Origin of the sequence: Staphylococcus sp. EG-SA-14 (assembly GCF_017151935.1) — a bacterium.
GTDB classification, from domain to species: domain Bacteria; phylum Bacillota; class Bacilli; order Staphylococcales; family Staphylococcaceae; genus Staphylococcus; species Staphylococcus aureus.
In genome coordinates this window covers 178,684-193,779 of the sequence record NZ_JACVZM010000001.1, presented here as the reverse complement: position 1 = coordinate 193,779, position 15,096 = coordinate 178,684, and the positions used below count along the sequence as shown (strand labels likewise).

The 15,096-nt window shown below is 33.8% G+C and carries 15 protein-coding genes; 12 read left to right on the top strand and 3 right to left on the bottom strand.

The window, feature by feature from the left end:
- Positions 1-4 precede the first annotated feature (4 nt).
- The 5 genes from opp1B to cntE are packed head-to-tail and all read left to right on the top strand — an operon-like array spanning position 5 to position 4,565.
- Positions 5-940, top strand: coding sequence for a nickel/cobalt ABC transporter permease (gene opp1B / locus IDG63_RS00945; protein WP_000472246.1), 936 nt, complete (start codon positions 5-7; stop codon positions 938-940).
- Positions 937-1,806 carry a staphylopine uptake ABC transporter permease subunit CntC gene (gene cntC, locus IDG63_RS00940; RefSeq protein ID WP_000584765.1) on the top strand — a complete coding sequence of 290 codons (870 nt, stop codon included), beginning with the start codon at positions 937-939 and terminating at the stop codon, positions 1,804-1,806. The genes opp1B and cntC overlap by 4 nt, the downstream gene beginning before the upstream one ends.
- Positions 1,803-2,618: a staphylopine uptake ABC transporter ATP-binding protein CntD gene (cntD, locus tag IDG63_RS00935; protein ID WP_000173870.1), complete on the top strand. Its 816-nt coding sequence runs from the start codon at positions 1,803-1,805 to the stop codon at positions 2,616-2,618. Before cntC ends, cntD begins: the two co-directional genes overlap by 4 nt.
- Positions 2,611-3,360: an ABC transporter ATP-binding protein gene (locus IDG63_RS00930; RefSeq protein WP_000590515.1), complete on the top strand. Its 750-nt coding sequence runs from the start codon at positions 2,611-2,613 to the stop codon at positions 3,358-3,360. The genes cntD and IDG63_RS00930 overlap by 8 nt, the downstream gene beginning before the upstream one ends.
- A gap of 11 nt (positions 3,361-3,371) precedes the next feature.
- Positions 3,372-4,565, top strand: a complete 1,194-nt coding sequence (gene cntE, locus IDG63_RS00925) for a staphylopine family metallophore export MFS transporter CntE (protein WP_000675406.1) — start codon at positions 3,372-3,374, stop codon at positions 4,563-4,565.
- 223 nt (positions 4,566-4,788) lie between these two features.
- Here cntE and lnsB read toward each other — a convergent pair whose 3' ends face one another.
- Positions 4,789-5,538 carry a CPBP family lipoprotein N-acylation protein LnsB gene (gene lnsB, locus IDG63_RS00920; protein ID WP_000072464.1) on the bottom strand — a complete coding sequence of 250 codons (750 nt, stop codon included), beginning with the start codon at positions 5,536-5,538 and terminating at the stop codon, positions 4,789-4,791.
- Positions 5,539-5,732: 194 nt separating this feature from the next.
- On the opposite strand from lnsB, the gene IDG63_RS00915 reads away from it, so the two are divergent.
- Entirely contained in the window at positions 5,733-7,310 is a 1,578-nt protein-coding gene (locus tag IDG63_RS00915; RefSeq protein ID WP_000143491.1) for an FMN-binding glutamate synthase family protein, read from the top strand.
- Positions 7,311-7,477: 167 nt separating this feature from the next.
- On the opposite strand, the gene IDG63_RS00910 is transcribed toward IDG63_RS00915, so the two are convergent.
- Positions 7,478-7,933 carry a YehR family lipoprotein gene (locus IDG63_RS00910; RefSeq protein WP_000732082.1) on the bottom strand — a complete coding sequence of 152 codons (456 nt, stop codon included), beginning with the start codon at positions 7,931-7,933 and terminating at the stop codon, positions 7,478-7,480.
- Between the two features lie 358 nt (positions 7,934-8,291).
- Here IDG63_RS00910 and IDG63_RS00905 point away from each other — a divergent pair, with 358 nt between their 5' ends.
- The 6 genes from IDG63_RS00905 to IDG63_RS00880 all read left to right on the top strand — a co-directional run bounded on the left by IDG63_RS00905 (position 8,292) and on the right by IDG63_RS00880 (position 13,509).
- The gene (locus tag IDG63_RS00905) at positions 8,292-8,549 is read left to right on the top strand and encodes a type II toxin-antitoxin system Phd/YefM family antitoxin (protein WP_000587619.1); all 258 of its coding nucleotides are present in this window, start codon (positions 8,292-8,294) and stop codon (positions 8,547-8,549) included.
- A complete protein-coding gene (locus tag IDG63_RS00900; RefSeq protein WP_000074045.1) occupies positions 8,549-8,815 on the top strand; it encodes a Txe/YoeB family addiction module toxin in 267 nt (88 codons plus the stop codon). Before IDG63_RS00905 ends, IDG63_RS00900 begins: the two co-directional genes overlap by 1 nt.
- 355 nt (positions 8,816-9,170) lie before the next feature.
- Positions 9,171-10,247 carry a M42 family metallopeptidase gene (locus tag IDG63_RS00895; RefSeq protein ID WP_001076673.1) on the top strand — a complete coding sequence of 359 codons (1,077 nt, stop codon included), beginning with the start codon at positions 9,171-9,173 and terminating at the stop codon, positions 10,245-10,247.
- Between the two features lie 247 nt (positions 10,248-10,494).
- Positions 10,495-11,157: an ABC transporter ATP-binding protein gene (locus IDG63_RS00890; protein WP_000923529.1), complete on the top strand. Its 663-nt coding sequence runs from the start codon at positions 10,495-10,497 to the stop codon at positions 11,155-11,157.
- A complete protein-coding gene (locus IDG63_RS00885) occupies positions 11,150-11,926 on the top strand; it encodes an ABC transporter permease (RefSeq protein WP_000072147.1) in 777 nt (258 codons plus the stop codon). The genes IDG63_RS00890 and IDG63_RS00885 overlap by 8 nt, the downstream gene beginning before the upstream one ends.
- A gap of 395 nt (positions 11,927-12,321) precedes the next feature.
- Positions 12,322-13,509, top strand: a complete 1,188-nt coding sequence (locus IDG63_RS00880) for an MFS transporter (RefSeq protein ID WP_000026194.1) — start codon at positions 12,322-12,324, stop codon at positions 13,507-13,509.
- A 61-nt stretch (positions 13,510-13,570) separates the two neighbouring features.
- Here IDG63_RS00880 and IDG63_RS00875 read toward each other — a convergent pair whose 3' ends face one another.
- Positions 13,571-14,923, bottom strand: coding sequence for a carboxylesterase family protein (locus IDG63_RS00875; RefSeq protein WP_000700926.1), 1,353 nt, complete (start codon positions 14,921-14,923; stop codon positions 13,571-13,573).
- Positions 14,924-15,096: the final 173 nt, after the last annotated feature.

Sequence of the window (15,096 nt, the reverse complement as noted above, 5' to 3'; positions counted from 1 at the left end):
TTAGATGTTCAAATTTATCTTAAAACGTATTGCGCTCATGTTTCCATTAGTGATTGTAGTAAGTTTTATGACATTTCTATTGACGTATATTACAAATGAGAATCCAGCTGTGACAATTTTACATGCACAAGGGACGCCAAATGTAACACCAGAGTTGATTGCAGAAACGAATGAGAAGTACGGTTTCAATGATCCATTATTAATTCAATATAAAAATTGGTTACTTGAAGCGATGCAATTTAATTTTGGTACAAGCTACATTACAGGTGATCCTGTTGCTGAACGCATTGGTCCAGCATTTATGAATACATTGAAATTAACAATAATTTCAAGTGTTATGGTGATGATTACATCAATTATTTTAGGTGTAGTTAGTGCATTAAAAAGAGGAAAGTTCACTGATCGTGCGATACGTTCAGTGGCTTTCTTTCTAACTGCATTACCATCATATTGGATAGCTTCAATACTTATTATTTACGTTTCAGTGAAGTTAAACATATTGCCGACTTCTGGATTAACAGGTCCAGAAAGTTACATATTGCCAGTGATCGTTATTACGATTGCCTATGCTGGTATTTACTTTAGAAATGTTAGACGCTCGATGGTGGAACAATTAAATGAAGATTATGTACTTTATTTAAGAGCAAGCGGTGTGAAATCTATCACATTAATGTTGCATGTGTTGCGTAATGCTTTACAAGTTGCGGTATCAATCTTTTGTATGTCTATACCAATGATAATGGGTGGACTAGTTGTTATCGAGTATATCTTTGCATGGCCTGGACTAGGTCAATTAAGTTTAAAAGCAATACTTGAACACGATTTTCCAGTTATTCAAGCATATGTATTAATTGTAGCGGTATTATTTATTGTATTTAATACATTAGCAGATATCATTAATGCGCTATTAAATCCAAGATTAAGGGAGGGCGCACGATGATAATTTTAAAACGATTATTACAAGATAAAGGTGCAGTAATTGCTTTAGGCATTATTGTATTATATGTCTTTTTAGGATTAGCAGCACCACTTGTGACATTTTATGATCCTAACCATATCGATACAGCAAACAAATTTGCTGGCATGAGTTTTCAACATCTACTAGGTACTGACCATTTAGGTAGAGATATTTTAACTAGGTTAATTTATGCGATTAGACCAAGTTTGTTATATGTCTTTGTTGCGCTATTTGTTTCTGTACTTATTGGATCTATTTTAGGATTCTTATCAGGATATTTCCAAGGGTTTGTTGACGCCTTAATCATGCGTGCGTGTGATGTTATGTTGGCATTCCCAAGTTATGTTGTAACGTTAGCATTAATTGCATTGTTTGGTATGGGTGCCGAAAATATTATCATGGCATTTATTTTGACGCGTTGGGCATGGTTCTGTCGTGTTATACGTACAAGTGTTATGCAGTACACTGCTTCTGACCATGTAAGATTTGCTAAAACAATCGGTATGAATGATATGAAAATTATTCACAAACATATTATGCCGTTAACATTAGCAGATATTGCTATCATCTCTAGTAGTTCGATGTGTTCAATGATCTTGCAAATATCTGGCTTTTCATTTTTAGGATTAGGTGTCAAAGCGCCTACTGCAGAGTGGGGCATGATGCTTAACGAAGCTAGAAAAGTGATGTTTACACATCCTGAAATGATGTTTGCGCCAGGTATTGCCATAGTGATTATAGTGATGGCATTTAACTTCTTATCCGATGCTTTACAAATTGCTATTGATCCCCGCATCTCTTCTAAAGATAAACTTCGTTCTGTGAAAAAAGGAGTGGTGCAATCATGACATTGTTAACAGTTAAACATTTGACGATTACAGATACCTGGACAGATCAACCACTCGTGAGTGATGTGAATTTTACATTAACTAAGGGTGAAACTTTAGGCGTTATTGGAGAAAGTGGTAGCGGTAAATCAATCACTTGTAAATCGATTATTGGTTTGAATCCCGAACGACTCGGGGTGACAGGTGAAATTATCTTTGATGGTACATCAATGTTGTCATTATCTGAATCGCAATTGAAAAAGTACCGTGGTAAAGACATTGCGATGGTCATGCAACAAGGTAGTCGTGCCTTTGACCCATCAACTACTGTCGGTAAACAAATGTTTGAGACTATGAAAGTACATACGTCAATGTCTACACAAGAAATTGAAAAGACATTGATTGAATATATGGATTATTTAAGTTTGAAAGATTCTAAACGTATATTAAAATCATACCCTTACATGTTATCAGGAGGAATGTTACAGCGATTGATGATTGCTTTAGCGTTAGCTTTGAAACCAAAGTTAATCATTGCTGATGAGCCGACAACGGCTTTAGATACAATTACACAATATGATGTACTGGAAGCATTTATAGATATTAAAAAACACTTTGACTGTGCGATGATTTTCATTTCACATGATTTAACGGTTATTAACAAGATTGCAGACCGTGTTGTTGTGATGAAAAATGGTCAGCTTATTGAACAAGGGACACGTGAATCAGTCTTGCATCATCCAGAACATGTTTATACGAAGTATTTATTATCAACGAAGAAGAAGATTAATGATCATTTTAAACATGTGATGAGGGGTGATGTACATGATTAAAATTAAAGATGTTGAAAAGTCATATCAAAGCGCACATGTTTTTAAGCGTCGTCGAACACCTATCGTGAAAGGTGTGTCATTTGAGTGTCCAATCGGTGCGACGATTGCGATTATCGGAGAAAGTGGTAGCGGTAAATCGACATTGAGTCGTATGATATTAGGTATTGAGAAACCGGATAAAGGTTGTGTAACCTTAAATGATCAACCGATGCATAAGAAGAAAGTGAGACGTCATCAAATTGGTGCTGTATTTCAAGATTATACGTCATCATTACATCCATTTCAGACTGTTAGAGAAATCTTATTTGAAGTGATGTGTCAATGTGATGGACAACCTAAAGATGTTATGGAAGTTCAAGCAATTACATTGTTGGAAGAAGTCGGTCTATCTAAGGCATACATGGATAAATATCCTAATATGTTATCAGGTGGAGAGGCGCAACGTGTTGCGATTGCGCGTGCAATATGTATTAACCCTAAATATATTTTGTTTGATGAAGCCATTAGTTCACTCGACATGTCAATTCAAACACAAATATTAGATTTATTGATTCATTTACGTGAAACGCGTCAGTTGAGTTATATTTTTATCACACATGATATTCAAGCTGCCACGTATTTATGTGATCAATTAATTATTTTTAAAAACGGAAAAATAGAAGAACAAATTCCGACAAGCGCATTGCATAAAAGTGACAATGCTTATACAAGAGAATTAATAGAAAAACAACTATCATTCTAAGGAGTGAGATAATGAAAGGTGCAATGGCTTGGCCCTTTTTGAGATTATATATATTAACATTGATGTTCTTTAGTGCCAATGCAATCTTAAACGTATTTATACCGTTACGAGGGCATGATTTAGGCGCAACGAATACGGTTATCGGTATCGTTATGGGGGCATACATGTTAACAGCAATGGTGTTTCGACCATGGGCAGGACAAATTATTGCTCGTGTCGGTCCCATTAAAGTATTAAGAATTATTTTGATCATCAATGCCATAGCTTTAATTATTTATGGTTTTACTGGATTAGAAGGTTATTTCGTAGCACGTGTTATGCAAGGTGTGTGTACGGCATTCTTTTCTATGTCTTTACAGTTAGGTATTATTGATGCATTACCAGAGGAACATCGTTCTGAAGGTGTATCATTGTACTCGCTATTTTCAACGATTCCAAACTTAATTGGACCATTAGTTGCCGTAGGTATTTGGAATGCAAATAATATTTCACTATTTGCAATTGTCATTATCTTTATCGCATTAACAACAACATTCTTTGGCTATCGCGTGACCTTTGCTGAACAGGAACCCGATACGTCAGATAAGATTGAAAAAATGCCGTTTAACGCTGTAACTGTTTTTGCGCAATTTTTCAAAAATAAAGAGTTGTTGAACAGTGGTATTATCATGATTGTTGCATCGATTGTATTTGGTGCAGTTAGTACATTTGTACCGTTATACACAGTGAGTTTAGGATTCGCGAATGCGGGAATCTTTTTGACAATACAGGCCATCGCAGTTGTTGTGGCAAGATTTTACTTAAGGAAATACATTCCGTCAGATGGTATGTGGCATCCTAAATATATGGTATCTGTACTATCATTATTAGTGATCGCGTCATTTGTAGTGGCATTTGGTCCGCAAGTAGGTGCAATTATTTTCTATGGTAGTGCAATATTAATAGGAATGACACAAGCAATGGTGTACCCAACATTAACATCATACTTAAGCTTCGTCTTACCAAAAGTAGGTCGTAATATGTTGTTAGGTTTATTTATTGCCTGTGCAGACTTAGGTATATCGTTAGGTGGCGCATTGATGGGACCTATTTCCGATTTAGTAGGATTTAAATGGATGTATCTAATTTGTGGTATGTTAGTCATTGTAATAATGATTATGAGTTTCTTGAAAAAGCCAACACCACGTCCAGCGAGTAGTCTTTAATGAAGTGAATTAAAGCATATTAAGTTAATGAATATTTAAATTTTAAAAGGTATATTGAGCATGGCGATTCATGTGCTTCATGCTAGGACATGAAACATTCTATATGGCTCGTTTTTAGAACGACAGTATATCTAAATAAAGCACGCTTAAAAGTGAGTTGTGATACTGACTTTTAAGTGTGCTTTTTGATGTGTATGGATAATGGATAATACTCTGAAAAATTTTACATGAAAATATGCAAAACGAGTATAACTGCTAATTGATAGAAATAGCTCACCATAAAATTACGGTTTGACTTTAAATATAAGTAAGTCGCACTACTAGCTAGTATCAATGCTGGAATGAATTCCCACCATGTATCAATGTATGGATAGTAGAACAGAGTTTCAAGGATAATGGACAATACTATTGTAATCTTTAAAGGCATGATTCTGCTTAATTCTTGAATTAAAATATGACGGAAAATAAGTTGACAAATTAAAGTATTTAATATAATGGTTAACCACAACATTACTATTAAACTGATGGAACCATAATCTCTAATGAGCGGGTAAATGTCAAAGACAGTAAAGGCATCTACATTTAGTGCGAAAATATCGAAATAATTTAAAAGTAAAAAGAGTACGATACTTAATGTAAATGATATAAGAATATGCCATTTATATTTGGTGCTGGCAATGATTTGCGAACGTATCATTGGAATAAACGCATCTTCATGCATCCGACGAAAAATAGCTAATGAAAGAATAACTGCGAGTAAATAGCTAATGTTCATTGAAATAGGAAAAGAGAAACCCCATGGGGCTTGTTGAGTGAATACAGCTACTAACCCAAAAGTTAAAAAGACGATAATGATTGGCAAGATGTTAACCAAAAATATATAAAGGAAAATAAATCCAATATCACGTTTGAAAAAACGCGATTGTTCAGTAGCGTATTCTTCTTCTATGTAATGTTTATTTGTATTTGACATAGTATACCTCTTAAATAGTTGTATTATATAGATACTTTAGCACATATTACTTTGTATTGTATGTTTTATACATTAAAATTTAAAATGAAAAACATATCATAAAATTGTTTTATAAAATGAAGCGCTTCCATTGTGTTTTGTTTTGTAAGGTGTATCATAAATATTGAATTGAAATTTTGGGGGGAGGTATTGTAATGACGTTTCTTACAGTCATGCAATTTATAGTTAACATTATCGTTGTAGGCTTCCTGCTTACGGTTATTGTTATCGGGCTTATTTGGTTAATTAAAGATAAAAGACAATCACAACATAGTGTATTAAGGAATTATCCTTTACTAGCACGTATTAGATATATTTCAGAAAAAATGGGACCGGAATTACGTCAGTATTTATTTTCTGGGGATAATGAAGGGAAACCTTTTTCACGTAATGATTATAAAAATATCGTTTTGGCTGGAAAATATAACTCTCGTATGACCAGCTTCGGTACTACTAAAGATTATCAAGACGGCTTTTACATACAGAACACAATGTTTCCGATGCAACGTAATGAGATTTCAGTAGATAATACAACATTGTTATCAACATTCATTTATAAAATCGCGAATGAGCGTTTATTTAGTCGTGAAGAATATCGTGTGCCGACAAAGATTGATCCGTATTACTTAAGTGATGACCATGCAATAAAATTAGGTGAACATTTAAAACATCCATTTATTTTAAAACGTATCGTAGGACAATCTGGTATGAGTTATGGAGCCTTAGGAAAAAATGCCATTACAGCTTTATCTAAAGGTCTAGCTAAAGCGGGCACTTGGATGAATACAGGTGAAGGTGGCTTATCAGAATATCATTTAAAAGGTAATGGGGATATCATTTTCCAAATTGGTCCCGGTTTATTTGGTGTTCGTGATAAAGAAGGTAATTTTAGTGAAGATTTATTTAAAGAGGTTGCACAGTTATCTAATGTACGCGCATTTGAGCTGAAGTTGGCACAAGGTGCTAAGACTCGTGGTGGTCATATGGAAGCTGAAAAGGTAAACGAAGAAATTGCTAAAATCCGAAATGTTGAACCTTATAAAACGATCAATTCACCTAACCGTTACGAATTTATTCATAATGCTGAAGATTTGATTCGTTTCGTCGATCAGTTGCAGCAATTAGGTCAAAAACCAGTAGGATTCAAAATTGTAGTAAGCAAAGTTTCAGAAATTGAAACACTTGTACGTACGATGGTGGAATTAGATAAGTATCCAAGCTTTATTACGATTGATGGTGGTGAAGGTGGTACTGGTGCAACATTCCAAGAATTACAAGATGGTGTTGGCTTACCGCTATTTACAGCTCTACCTATTGTGTCTGGCATGTTAGAAAAATATGGTATTCGAGATAAAGTGAAATTGGCGGCATCTGGTAAGTTAGTGACACCAGATAAAATTGCGATTGCACTAGGTTTAGGTGCAGATTTTGTAAATATCGCACGTGGCATGATGATTAGTGTCGGTTGTATTATGAGTCAACAATGCCATATGAATACATGTCCTGTAGGTGTTGCAACGACAGATGCGAAAAAAGAAAAAGCATTGATTGTTGGAGAAAAGCAATATCGTGTCACAAACTATGTAACAAGTTTGCATGAAGGCTTATTCAATATTGCAGCAGCTGTTGGCGTATCCAGTCCTACAGAAATTACTGCTGATCATATTGTATATCGAAAAGTCGATGGTGAGTTACAAACGATACATGATTATAAATTAAAACTCATTAGTTAACTTAATTATTTCGGGAAAATGAAAGCAGCGGATTTTAGCGTTACTGCAAATAATTTTATATTAGTAGTGGATGCTGGTCACACAAGAATTTCAAATATTAAAGCCCTCAGAATATGAGTTAAGGTTTGTAACCTTAGTCTTATCTGAGGGCATTTTTATGTTATAAACTATTTGTCGTCCATTTTATCTTTTTCTTTTAAGCCTCTGTGCTTTAATTGCTTTTCAAGTTTTTCAAAACTAATATCTTTATTTTCTTTAGTTGAAACACCAAGACGTTTATTTAATTTTTTCATGTCAACTTCTGTGTAATCTATGTCTAAGTGTTCAATTGCTTTTTTATCTTTATAGTCTACTTTGTATTTTACGCCTTTAAGGTCTTTGAAAATACTTTCAGATTTGGCGAATAACTTTTTGGCTTCGTCTTTATCCATACCTAGATCGTCATATTTAATTGTGTTGATTGTAGACTGTTTTAAAACTTTATCATCTTTATATGTGATAGAAGTTAGTACATGTTTACCACTAACATCACCTTCATATGTTTTGGTTTGTTCTTTACCACAAGCTGATAATGCAATGATACAAACTAATGCTACTACAATTAATGAACATAATTTTTTCAAAGTCAGTCGCCTTCTTTCGATATTTGTATTATAAAGAAATTATAACATTTACTAAAAAATGATGTTATTCAAAAATTTAAATTTTGTCATTTTTTTTGAAGATATGAGTTTTTTTAAGCGGATTCCTCACAAAATTTTAAAAATATTTAAGCCTGAAAATGATAAAGCGGTAGGGAACGTAGTGTGTTCCACTGCTGATTTCTTTTTGAGCATTATAGGCGGTATGTTGGAAGAAAAGAACAAAAGTTTGTGAACGATAGCATATAGGTATTAAGAATACGATGAAATCGTTGGTAATATTGACGTACTCAAGTGCGTACGCTATAATTAGCGTAACAGAAAACAAAGGAGGGTTTATATGATTATCACTAGCCCTACAGAAGCGAGAAAAGATTTTTATCAATTACTAAAAAATGTTAATAATAATCACGAACCAATTTATATTAGTGGTAATAATGCCGAAAATAATGCTGTGATTATAGGTTTAGAAGATTGGAAAAGTATACAAGAGACAATGTATCTTGTATCTACTGGTACAATGGACAAAGTAAGAGAAAGAGAAAAAGATAGTAGTGGTACAACAAATATAGATGATATTGATTGGGATAATCTTTAATGAGCAATTACACGGTTAAGATTAAAAATTCAGCGAAATCAGATTTAAAGAAAATAAAACATCCTTATTTAAAGAAGACATTTATAGAAATTGTTGAGACTTTAAAAAATGATCCTTATAAAATAACACAATCCTTTGAAAAATTAGAACCTAAATATTTAGAGCGATATTCAAGAAGAATTAACCTTCAGCACAGGGTCGTCTATACCATAGATGATCGAAATAAAGTAGTATTAATACTATCGGCATGGTCACATTATGATTAATGAATATTCAATATCTGAATAACTTTAATGATAAGTTAATTAAAGAAACTAGTATTTAAGTGTAGGGAAAATAGCGACGTTAATGCGTTGTTATCTCTACACTTTTTAATTTTATAATAGCGCAAGACTAAACAGATTGAAATTAGTAACAATAAAAGAATAACGTATTATAATAAGGAATTTTAAATTGTGACTTTTTCGGAATATTAAATTTTAGAAATATGAGTTTTTTGAAGCGGATTCCTCACAAAATTTTAAAAATATTTAAGCCTGAAAATGATAAAGCGGTAGGGAACGTTTTTCTGAAAGTTAGTGATACAATAGTTTTAAGTTGAAATACAGGAGGATGAATAACATGAATCAGTCAGTCAAATTACTTAAACATTTAACAGATGTAAACGGCATTGCTGGTTATGAAATGCAAGTTAAAGAAGCAATGCGTAACTATATAGAGCCTGTCAGTGATCAAATTATTGAAGATAACTTGGGTGGCATTTTTGGAAAGAAAAATGCTGAGAATGGTCAATACTCAATTATGATTTCTGGTCATATGGATGAAGTTGGTTTTATGGTAACAAAGATTGATAAACATGGTTTTATTTCATTTACGCCAGTTGGTGGATGGTGGAATCAAGTCATGTTATCTCAAAAAGTAACGATTACAACAGATTCGGGCAAAGAAATTAGAGGTATCATCGGTTCTAAACCGCCACATGTCTTAACGCCTGAAGAACGTAAAAAGCCAATGGAAATCAAAAATATGTTTATAGATATTGGTGTTAGTAGCAAGGAAGAAGCTGAAGAAGCTGGCGTTGAAGTAGGCAATATGGTTACGCCATATAGTGAATTTGAAGTGCTTGCAAATGATAAATATTTAACTGCGAAAGCATTTGATAATCGCTATGGCTGTGCATTAGCTGTTGAGGTATTAAAACGTTTAAAAGATGAAAATATTGGAATTAACTTATACAGTGGTGCCACAGTGCAAGAAGAAGTTGGTTTGCGTGGTGCGAAAGTGGCAGCGAATACAATTAAACCAGATTTGGCGATAGCTGTCGATGTAGGTATTGCTTATGATACCCCAGGTATGTCAGGTCAAACGAGCGATAGTAAACTAGGCGGTGGTCCAGTTGTCATTATGATGGATGCTACAAGTATTGCTCACCAAGGTTTGCGTAAGCATATTAAAGATGTAGCTAAGGAACATAACATCGAAGTACAATGGGATACGACACCAGGTGGAGGTACAGATGCGGGAAGTATTCATGTCGCAAATGAAGGTATTCCAACGATGACAATCGGTGTTACGCTGCGATACATGCATTCTAATGTTTCAGTGCTCAATGTAGATGATTATGAAAATTCTATCCGTCTTGTTACTGAAATTGTCCGTTCATTGAATGATGAAAGTTATAAAAATATCATGTGGTAATCAAATCCATAAATAATAAAGAATCCTTTTAATATGGTAGGTTGTTAAACAATTGTCTAACTTTAATTCTTAGTCATTAGACAGTATCCATGTTAATAGGATTTTTTGTTTTTAATTTAAATGCTGAAAATCAATTATGCCTAAATTTTGATATTACAAGAAAATGATTTTTTCTTAAATGTAATTGCACTAAAAACCAAAAAAACGGGAATAATATACCTGATATATTACATGAGGAGCGGTGCAAATGTTGTTAGAAATTAAAGATTTAGTGTATAAAGCGAGCGATAGAATCATACTAAATCATATCAGTCTAAAAGTAGATAAAGGCGAGAGTATTGCCATTATAGGTCCATCAGGTAGTGGTAAAAGTACATTTCAAAAGCAAATATGTAATTTGATTAGTCCAACTAGTGGAGAACTTTATTTTAAAGGTAAACCCTATAATGATTATGACCCGGAAGAATTGCGTCAACGAATCAGTTATTTGATGCAGCAAAGTGACTTGTTTGGTGAAACGATTGAAGATAACATGATATTCCCATCACTTGCACGTAATGATAAATTTGATAGAAAACGTGCAAAGCAATTAATTAAAGATGTCGGTTTGGGACATTATCAATTAAGTTCGGAAGTGGAAAATATGTCGGGTGGTGAGCGGCAAAGAATTGCTATAGCGCGCCAACTGATGTATACACCGGATATTCTTTTATTAGATGAATCGACCAGTGCATTAGACGTTCATAATAAAGAAAAGATAGAAAATATCATTTTTAAGTTAGTGGAACAGGATGTTGCTATCATGTGGATTACCCATAGTGATGATCAAAGTATGAGACATTTTCAAAAGCGCATAACGATTGTTGATGGCAAAATTTCTAAGGTTGAGGAGTTGAATCAACATGAGTAATACGGCACTTGGATTGACGGCATTGCTTTTAGTCATTCCGATTATCATTTCATATAAAGAAGGTTTACATATTATTAAAGATTTAATTGTTGCGACACTACGCGCAGTGGTGCAATTAATCATTTTGGGATTTTTGCTGCATTATATTTTTAAAATAAACGATAAATGGCTGCTTATTTTATGTGTATTGGTCATTATTATTAATGCATCATGGAATACAATTAGTCGAGCATCACCAGTGATGCATCATGTGTTTTGGATATCATTTCTAGCTATCTTCATTGGAACGGCATTACCGCTTGCAGGTACTATTGCGACAGGGGCCATTCAATTTACAGCCAATGAAGTTATACCTATTGGCGGCATGCTTGCTAATAATGGCTTGATTGCAATTAATTTAGCTTACCAGAATTTAGATCGTGCATTCGTACAAGATGGTACTAATATTGAATCTAAACTATCACTTGCAGCTACACCTAAATTGGCTTCTAAAGGTGCAATACGTGAAAGTATTCGTTTAGCTATAGTGCCAACAATTGATTCGGTTAAAACATATGGGCTTGTGTCGATTCCTGGTATGATGACAGGCTTAATTATTGGTGGCGTACCACCTTTACAAGCGATTAAATTTCAATTGTTAGTCGTGTTTATTCATACAACTGCGACCATTATGTCTGCTTTGATTGCGACATATTTAAGCTATGGTCAATTTTTCAATGCAAGACATCAATTAGTAGCACGAAATACTGATGTTAAGAGTGAATCATGATAGATTTTACCGCATCAGATTTAGGCATTAGTTTTAATTGGAAATGAAGTGACGCGCACATATAGTAATGCTATTATTTAGCTCAGCGAAAATATTCATAAAGGCACGCATACTTTGTAGTCAGTTATCTGTTCTGACATATAAAGCGTGCGTGCTTTTTTGGAGTTATTGTTGAAACTGAAGTAATTATACATAATTATTAAATGACATACTTGTGTTAATTTTTCAAATACTGAAAAACAATTTCAATAATTTTCCAATTAAGCACAGAAAATTAAAGCAAAATATTATATAATAGAACGGTTATATATAAAATTGTGTTGCACACATTTTTTAATAAATCGTTATTCTAAGGGAAATGAATATCGGAAATTTTGTTTGAAAGGAGTTTTAAAATGTCAATCATGCGACTATTTACATTCATTTTAAGTATTTTTATCGTAGGAATGGTTGAAATGATGGTTGCAGGAATTATGAACTTGATGAGTCAGGACTTACATGTATCAGAAGCTGTCGTTGGTCAATTAGTGACAATGTACGCTTTAACATTTGCGATATGTGGACCTATTCTGGTTAAATTAACGAACCGTTTTTCATCAAGGCCTGTATTATTATGGACATTACTTATATTTATCATTGGTAATGGCATTATTGCTGTAGCGCCAAATTTTTCAATATTAGTAGTTGGTAGAATTATCTCATCTGCAGCAGCAGCACTAATTATCGTAAAAGTATTAGCTATTACAGCGATGTTATCAGCACCTAAAAATCGTGGCAAAATGATTGGACTTGTCTATACAGGGTTTAGTGGGGCCAATGTTTTTGGTGTACCAATTGGAACGGTTATCGGCGATTTAGTAGGTTGGCGCTATACATTTCTATTCTTAATTATTGTGAGTATTATTGTTGGCTTCTTGATGATGATCTATTTACCGAAGGATCAGGAAATACAACGAGGCCCTGTGAATCATGAGACACCATCTCATGAAAATCATGTTACTTCGAAAATATTAAGACCTGCTGAAGTAGCAAAATATTTAATTATTACGTTTTTAGTATTGATTGCAAACTCAGTGACATTCGTCTTTATAAATCCACTTATTTTATCTAATGGTCATGATATGTCATTCGTTTCATTAGCACTTCTAGTAAATGGAATCGCTGGCGTTATTGGAACATCATTAGGTGGTATATTCTCCGATAAAATTACAAGTAAGCGTTGGTTAATGATTTCTGTTTCTATTTTTATCGTCATGATGTTACTTATGAATTTAATCTTACCTGGTTCAGGTCTATTGTTAGCAGGACTATTTATTTGGAATATCATGCAATGGAGTACTAATCCAGCAGTGCAAAGCGGTGTGATTCAACATGTTGAAGGCGACACAAGTCAAGTAATGAGTTGGAACATGTCTAGTTTAAACGCTGGTATTGGTGTTGGAGGCATTATTGGAGGCTTGGTCATGACACATGTTTCTGTTCAAGCTATCACGTATACGAGTGCCATCATTGGTGCATTAGGATTAATCGTTGTTTTCACATTGAAAAATAATCATTATGCTAAAACATTTAAATCATCATAATTCTCATATGAAAAGCACGCCTGCTATCAAATTCAGGTGTGCTTTTTTAGATGCGATAACGTTATTGATATGTGCGGTAATAGCGACGTTCATTATGATACATCGGCCAAGGCATTTTACCGCTTTTAGCAAAATTAGCTAAATCATTTTGCATTTGTCGACTTAAAAATTTAAGGTGAGCAGTTGTTGGATATTGATGTGCTGCTAATATTTGTAAGTTTCCGAACCAAAATACCATATCTAGAATATGGTAAGCACTGCGATAGTGTGCGCTAGAAGTATCATGCCATGCAAATTCAGCAAGCCATAGTTGTGCGTTTGAATCTTGTATATTAAGTTGTTGTAAAAATTGCTTCATCGGCTGTTTGAAATAACAATGTGTAATCGCTAAAGATTGTTGCTTCGCAGTCTGAACATCTTCGTATTTTAAAGGAATATCATTTAATTCCATAATGTCGATAAAGCGTTGCGGCGATAATTTTTTCTGTTCACTAGTAATATAAATATCGCCTTCATCTTTTGTATAACACGCAAAAATTGGTTTCGTTGTTGGGTAATTATTTTGTATATAATCTGTTTTAATAGGCGCATATATTAAATCAAGCCCTTTAGAAGGTCCTCGAGATTGTTTTAGCTTCGCCATTAGCATAAGAATATCATCTGTCGATAATGACGTAACATCATCTGTATCTAAATAATCGCGCATCATTTTTTGGAAATGTTGTGCTTTATTGCGTGCACTCTCAAGGGTGTCTAATCGTAGTGCGCCACTTAGCAAAACGACTTTATGGAAGTATGGCTCAATGTCAGTTATTTTAAGTAAAGTCAAAATGCTCATACTGCCTGCAGACTGACCCATTAAAGTAATGTTATTAGCGTCGCCACCGAAGGATTCAATAAATTGATGCACCCATTTTATGACATTGATTTGATCTGAAAGTCCATTATTGGAATGAAAATCTTTATTAAAATATGACCAGTCTAAATACCCTAATGCGCCTAAACGATAATTGCATGTAATAACGATAATGTCGTTATTTTGTACTAAATGTGCCGGTTGATAGAGTTCGGCTGTACCATGACCATTTTCAAAACTACCACCATAAAAATAAATGATGACAGGTTTCTTCGTCTGATCATTATGTTGTTTCCAAATATTTAGATATAAACAGTCTTCATGTTCAGTAAAAGTTGTAGATTGTGAGGAGAAAAAATCTTCTAATTTGTTGTCTGGTTGCGGTGGGATGGGTTGTATTTCGGTTGCATCAATTGGCTCTGACCATTGTGTTTTTAACGTAGAATGTTTAAAGCGATTGTCATGAACTGGTGGTTCTGCATAAGGAATGCCTAAGAAGATATCTAAACCATCTTGTGTAATACCATGAATTTGACCACCTGTAGTATTAATTTTCATATTTATTAACCTCCTTTATCATCCCCAATATAATCATACTACGGTCTATAGATGATAGGTGACAAGTATAACAAGACAATTTTGTGACTGAATCAGACGAACTTGATATCCGTTTTAACTCAAACCTTTTTCAGCATTATATGATGTTCTTCTACGGGAGTGGGACAGAAATG

What these genes read in the sequence shown, in the direction of transcription:
- opp1B (WP_000472246.1), top strand. Translation starts at nt 5, where the DNA reads ATGTTCAAATTTATCTTAAAACGTATTGCGCTCATGTTTCCATTAGTG.
- cntC (WP_000584765.1), top strand. Translation starts at nt 937, where the DNA reads ATGATAATTTTAAAACGATTATTACAAGATAAAGGTGCAGTAATTGCT.
- cntD (WP_000173870.1), top strand. Translation starts at nt 1,803, where the DNA reads ATGACATTGTTAACAGTTAAACATTTGACGATTACAGATACCTGGACA.
- IDG63_RS00930 (WP_000590515.1), top strand. Translation starts at nt 2,611, where the DNA reads ATGATTAAAATTAAAGATGTTGAAAAGTCATATCAAAGCGCACATGTT.
- cntE (WP_000675406.1), top strand. Translation starts at nt 3,372, where the DNA reads ATGAAAGGTGCAATGGCTTGGCCCTTTTTGAGATTATATATATTAACA.
- lnsB (WP_000072464.1), bottom strand. Translation starts at nt 5,538, where the DNA reads ATGTCAAATACAAATAAACATTACATAGAAGAAGAATACGCTACTGAA.
- IDG63_RS00915 (WP_000143491.1), top strand. Translation starts at nt 5,733, where the DNA reads ATGACGTTTCTTACAGTCATGCAATTTATAGTTAACATTATCGTTGTA.
- IDG63_RS00905 (WP_000587619.1), top strand. Translation starts at nt 8,292, where the DNA reads ATGATTATCACTAGCCCTACAGAAGCGAGAAAAGATTTTTATCAATTA.
- IDG63_RS00900 (WP_000074045.1), top strand. Translation starts at nt 8,549, where the DNA reads ATGAGCAATTACACGGTTAAGATTAAAAATTCAGCGAAATCAGATTTA.
- IDG63_RS00895 (WP_001076673.1), top strand. Translation starts at nt 9,171, where the DNA reads ATGAATCAGTCAGTCAAATTACTTAAACATTTAACAGATGTAAACGGC.
- IDG63_RS00890 (WP_000923529.1), top strand. Translation starts at nt 10,495, where the DNA reads ATGTTGTTAGAAATTAAAGATTTAGTGTATAAAGCGAGCGATAGAATC.
- IDG63_RS00885 (WP_000072147.1), top strand. Translation starts at nt 11,150, where the DNA reads ATGAGTAATACGGCACTTGGATTGACGGCATTGCTTTTAGTCATTCCG.
- IDG63_RS00880 (WP_000026194.1), top strand. Translation starts at nt 12,322, where the DNA reads ATGTCAATCATGCGACTATTTACATTCATTTTAAGTATTTTTATCGTA.
- IDG63_RS00875 (WP_000700926.1), bottom strand. Translation starts at nt 14,923, where the DNA reads ATGAAAATTAATACTACAGGTGGTCAAATTCATGGTATTACACAAGAT.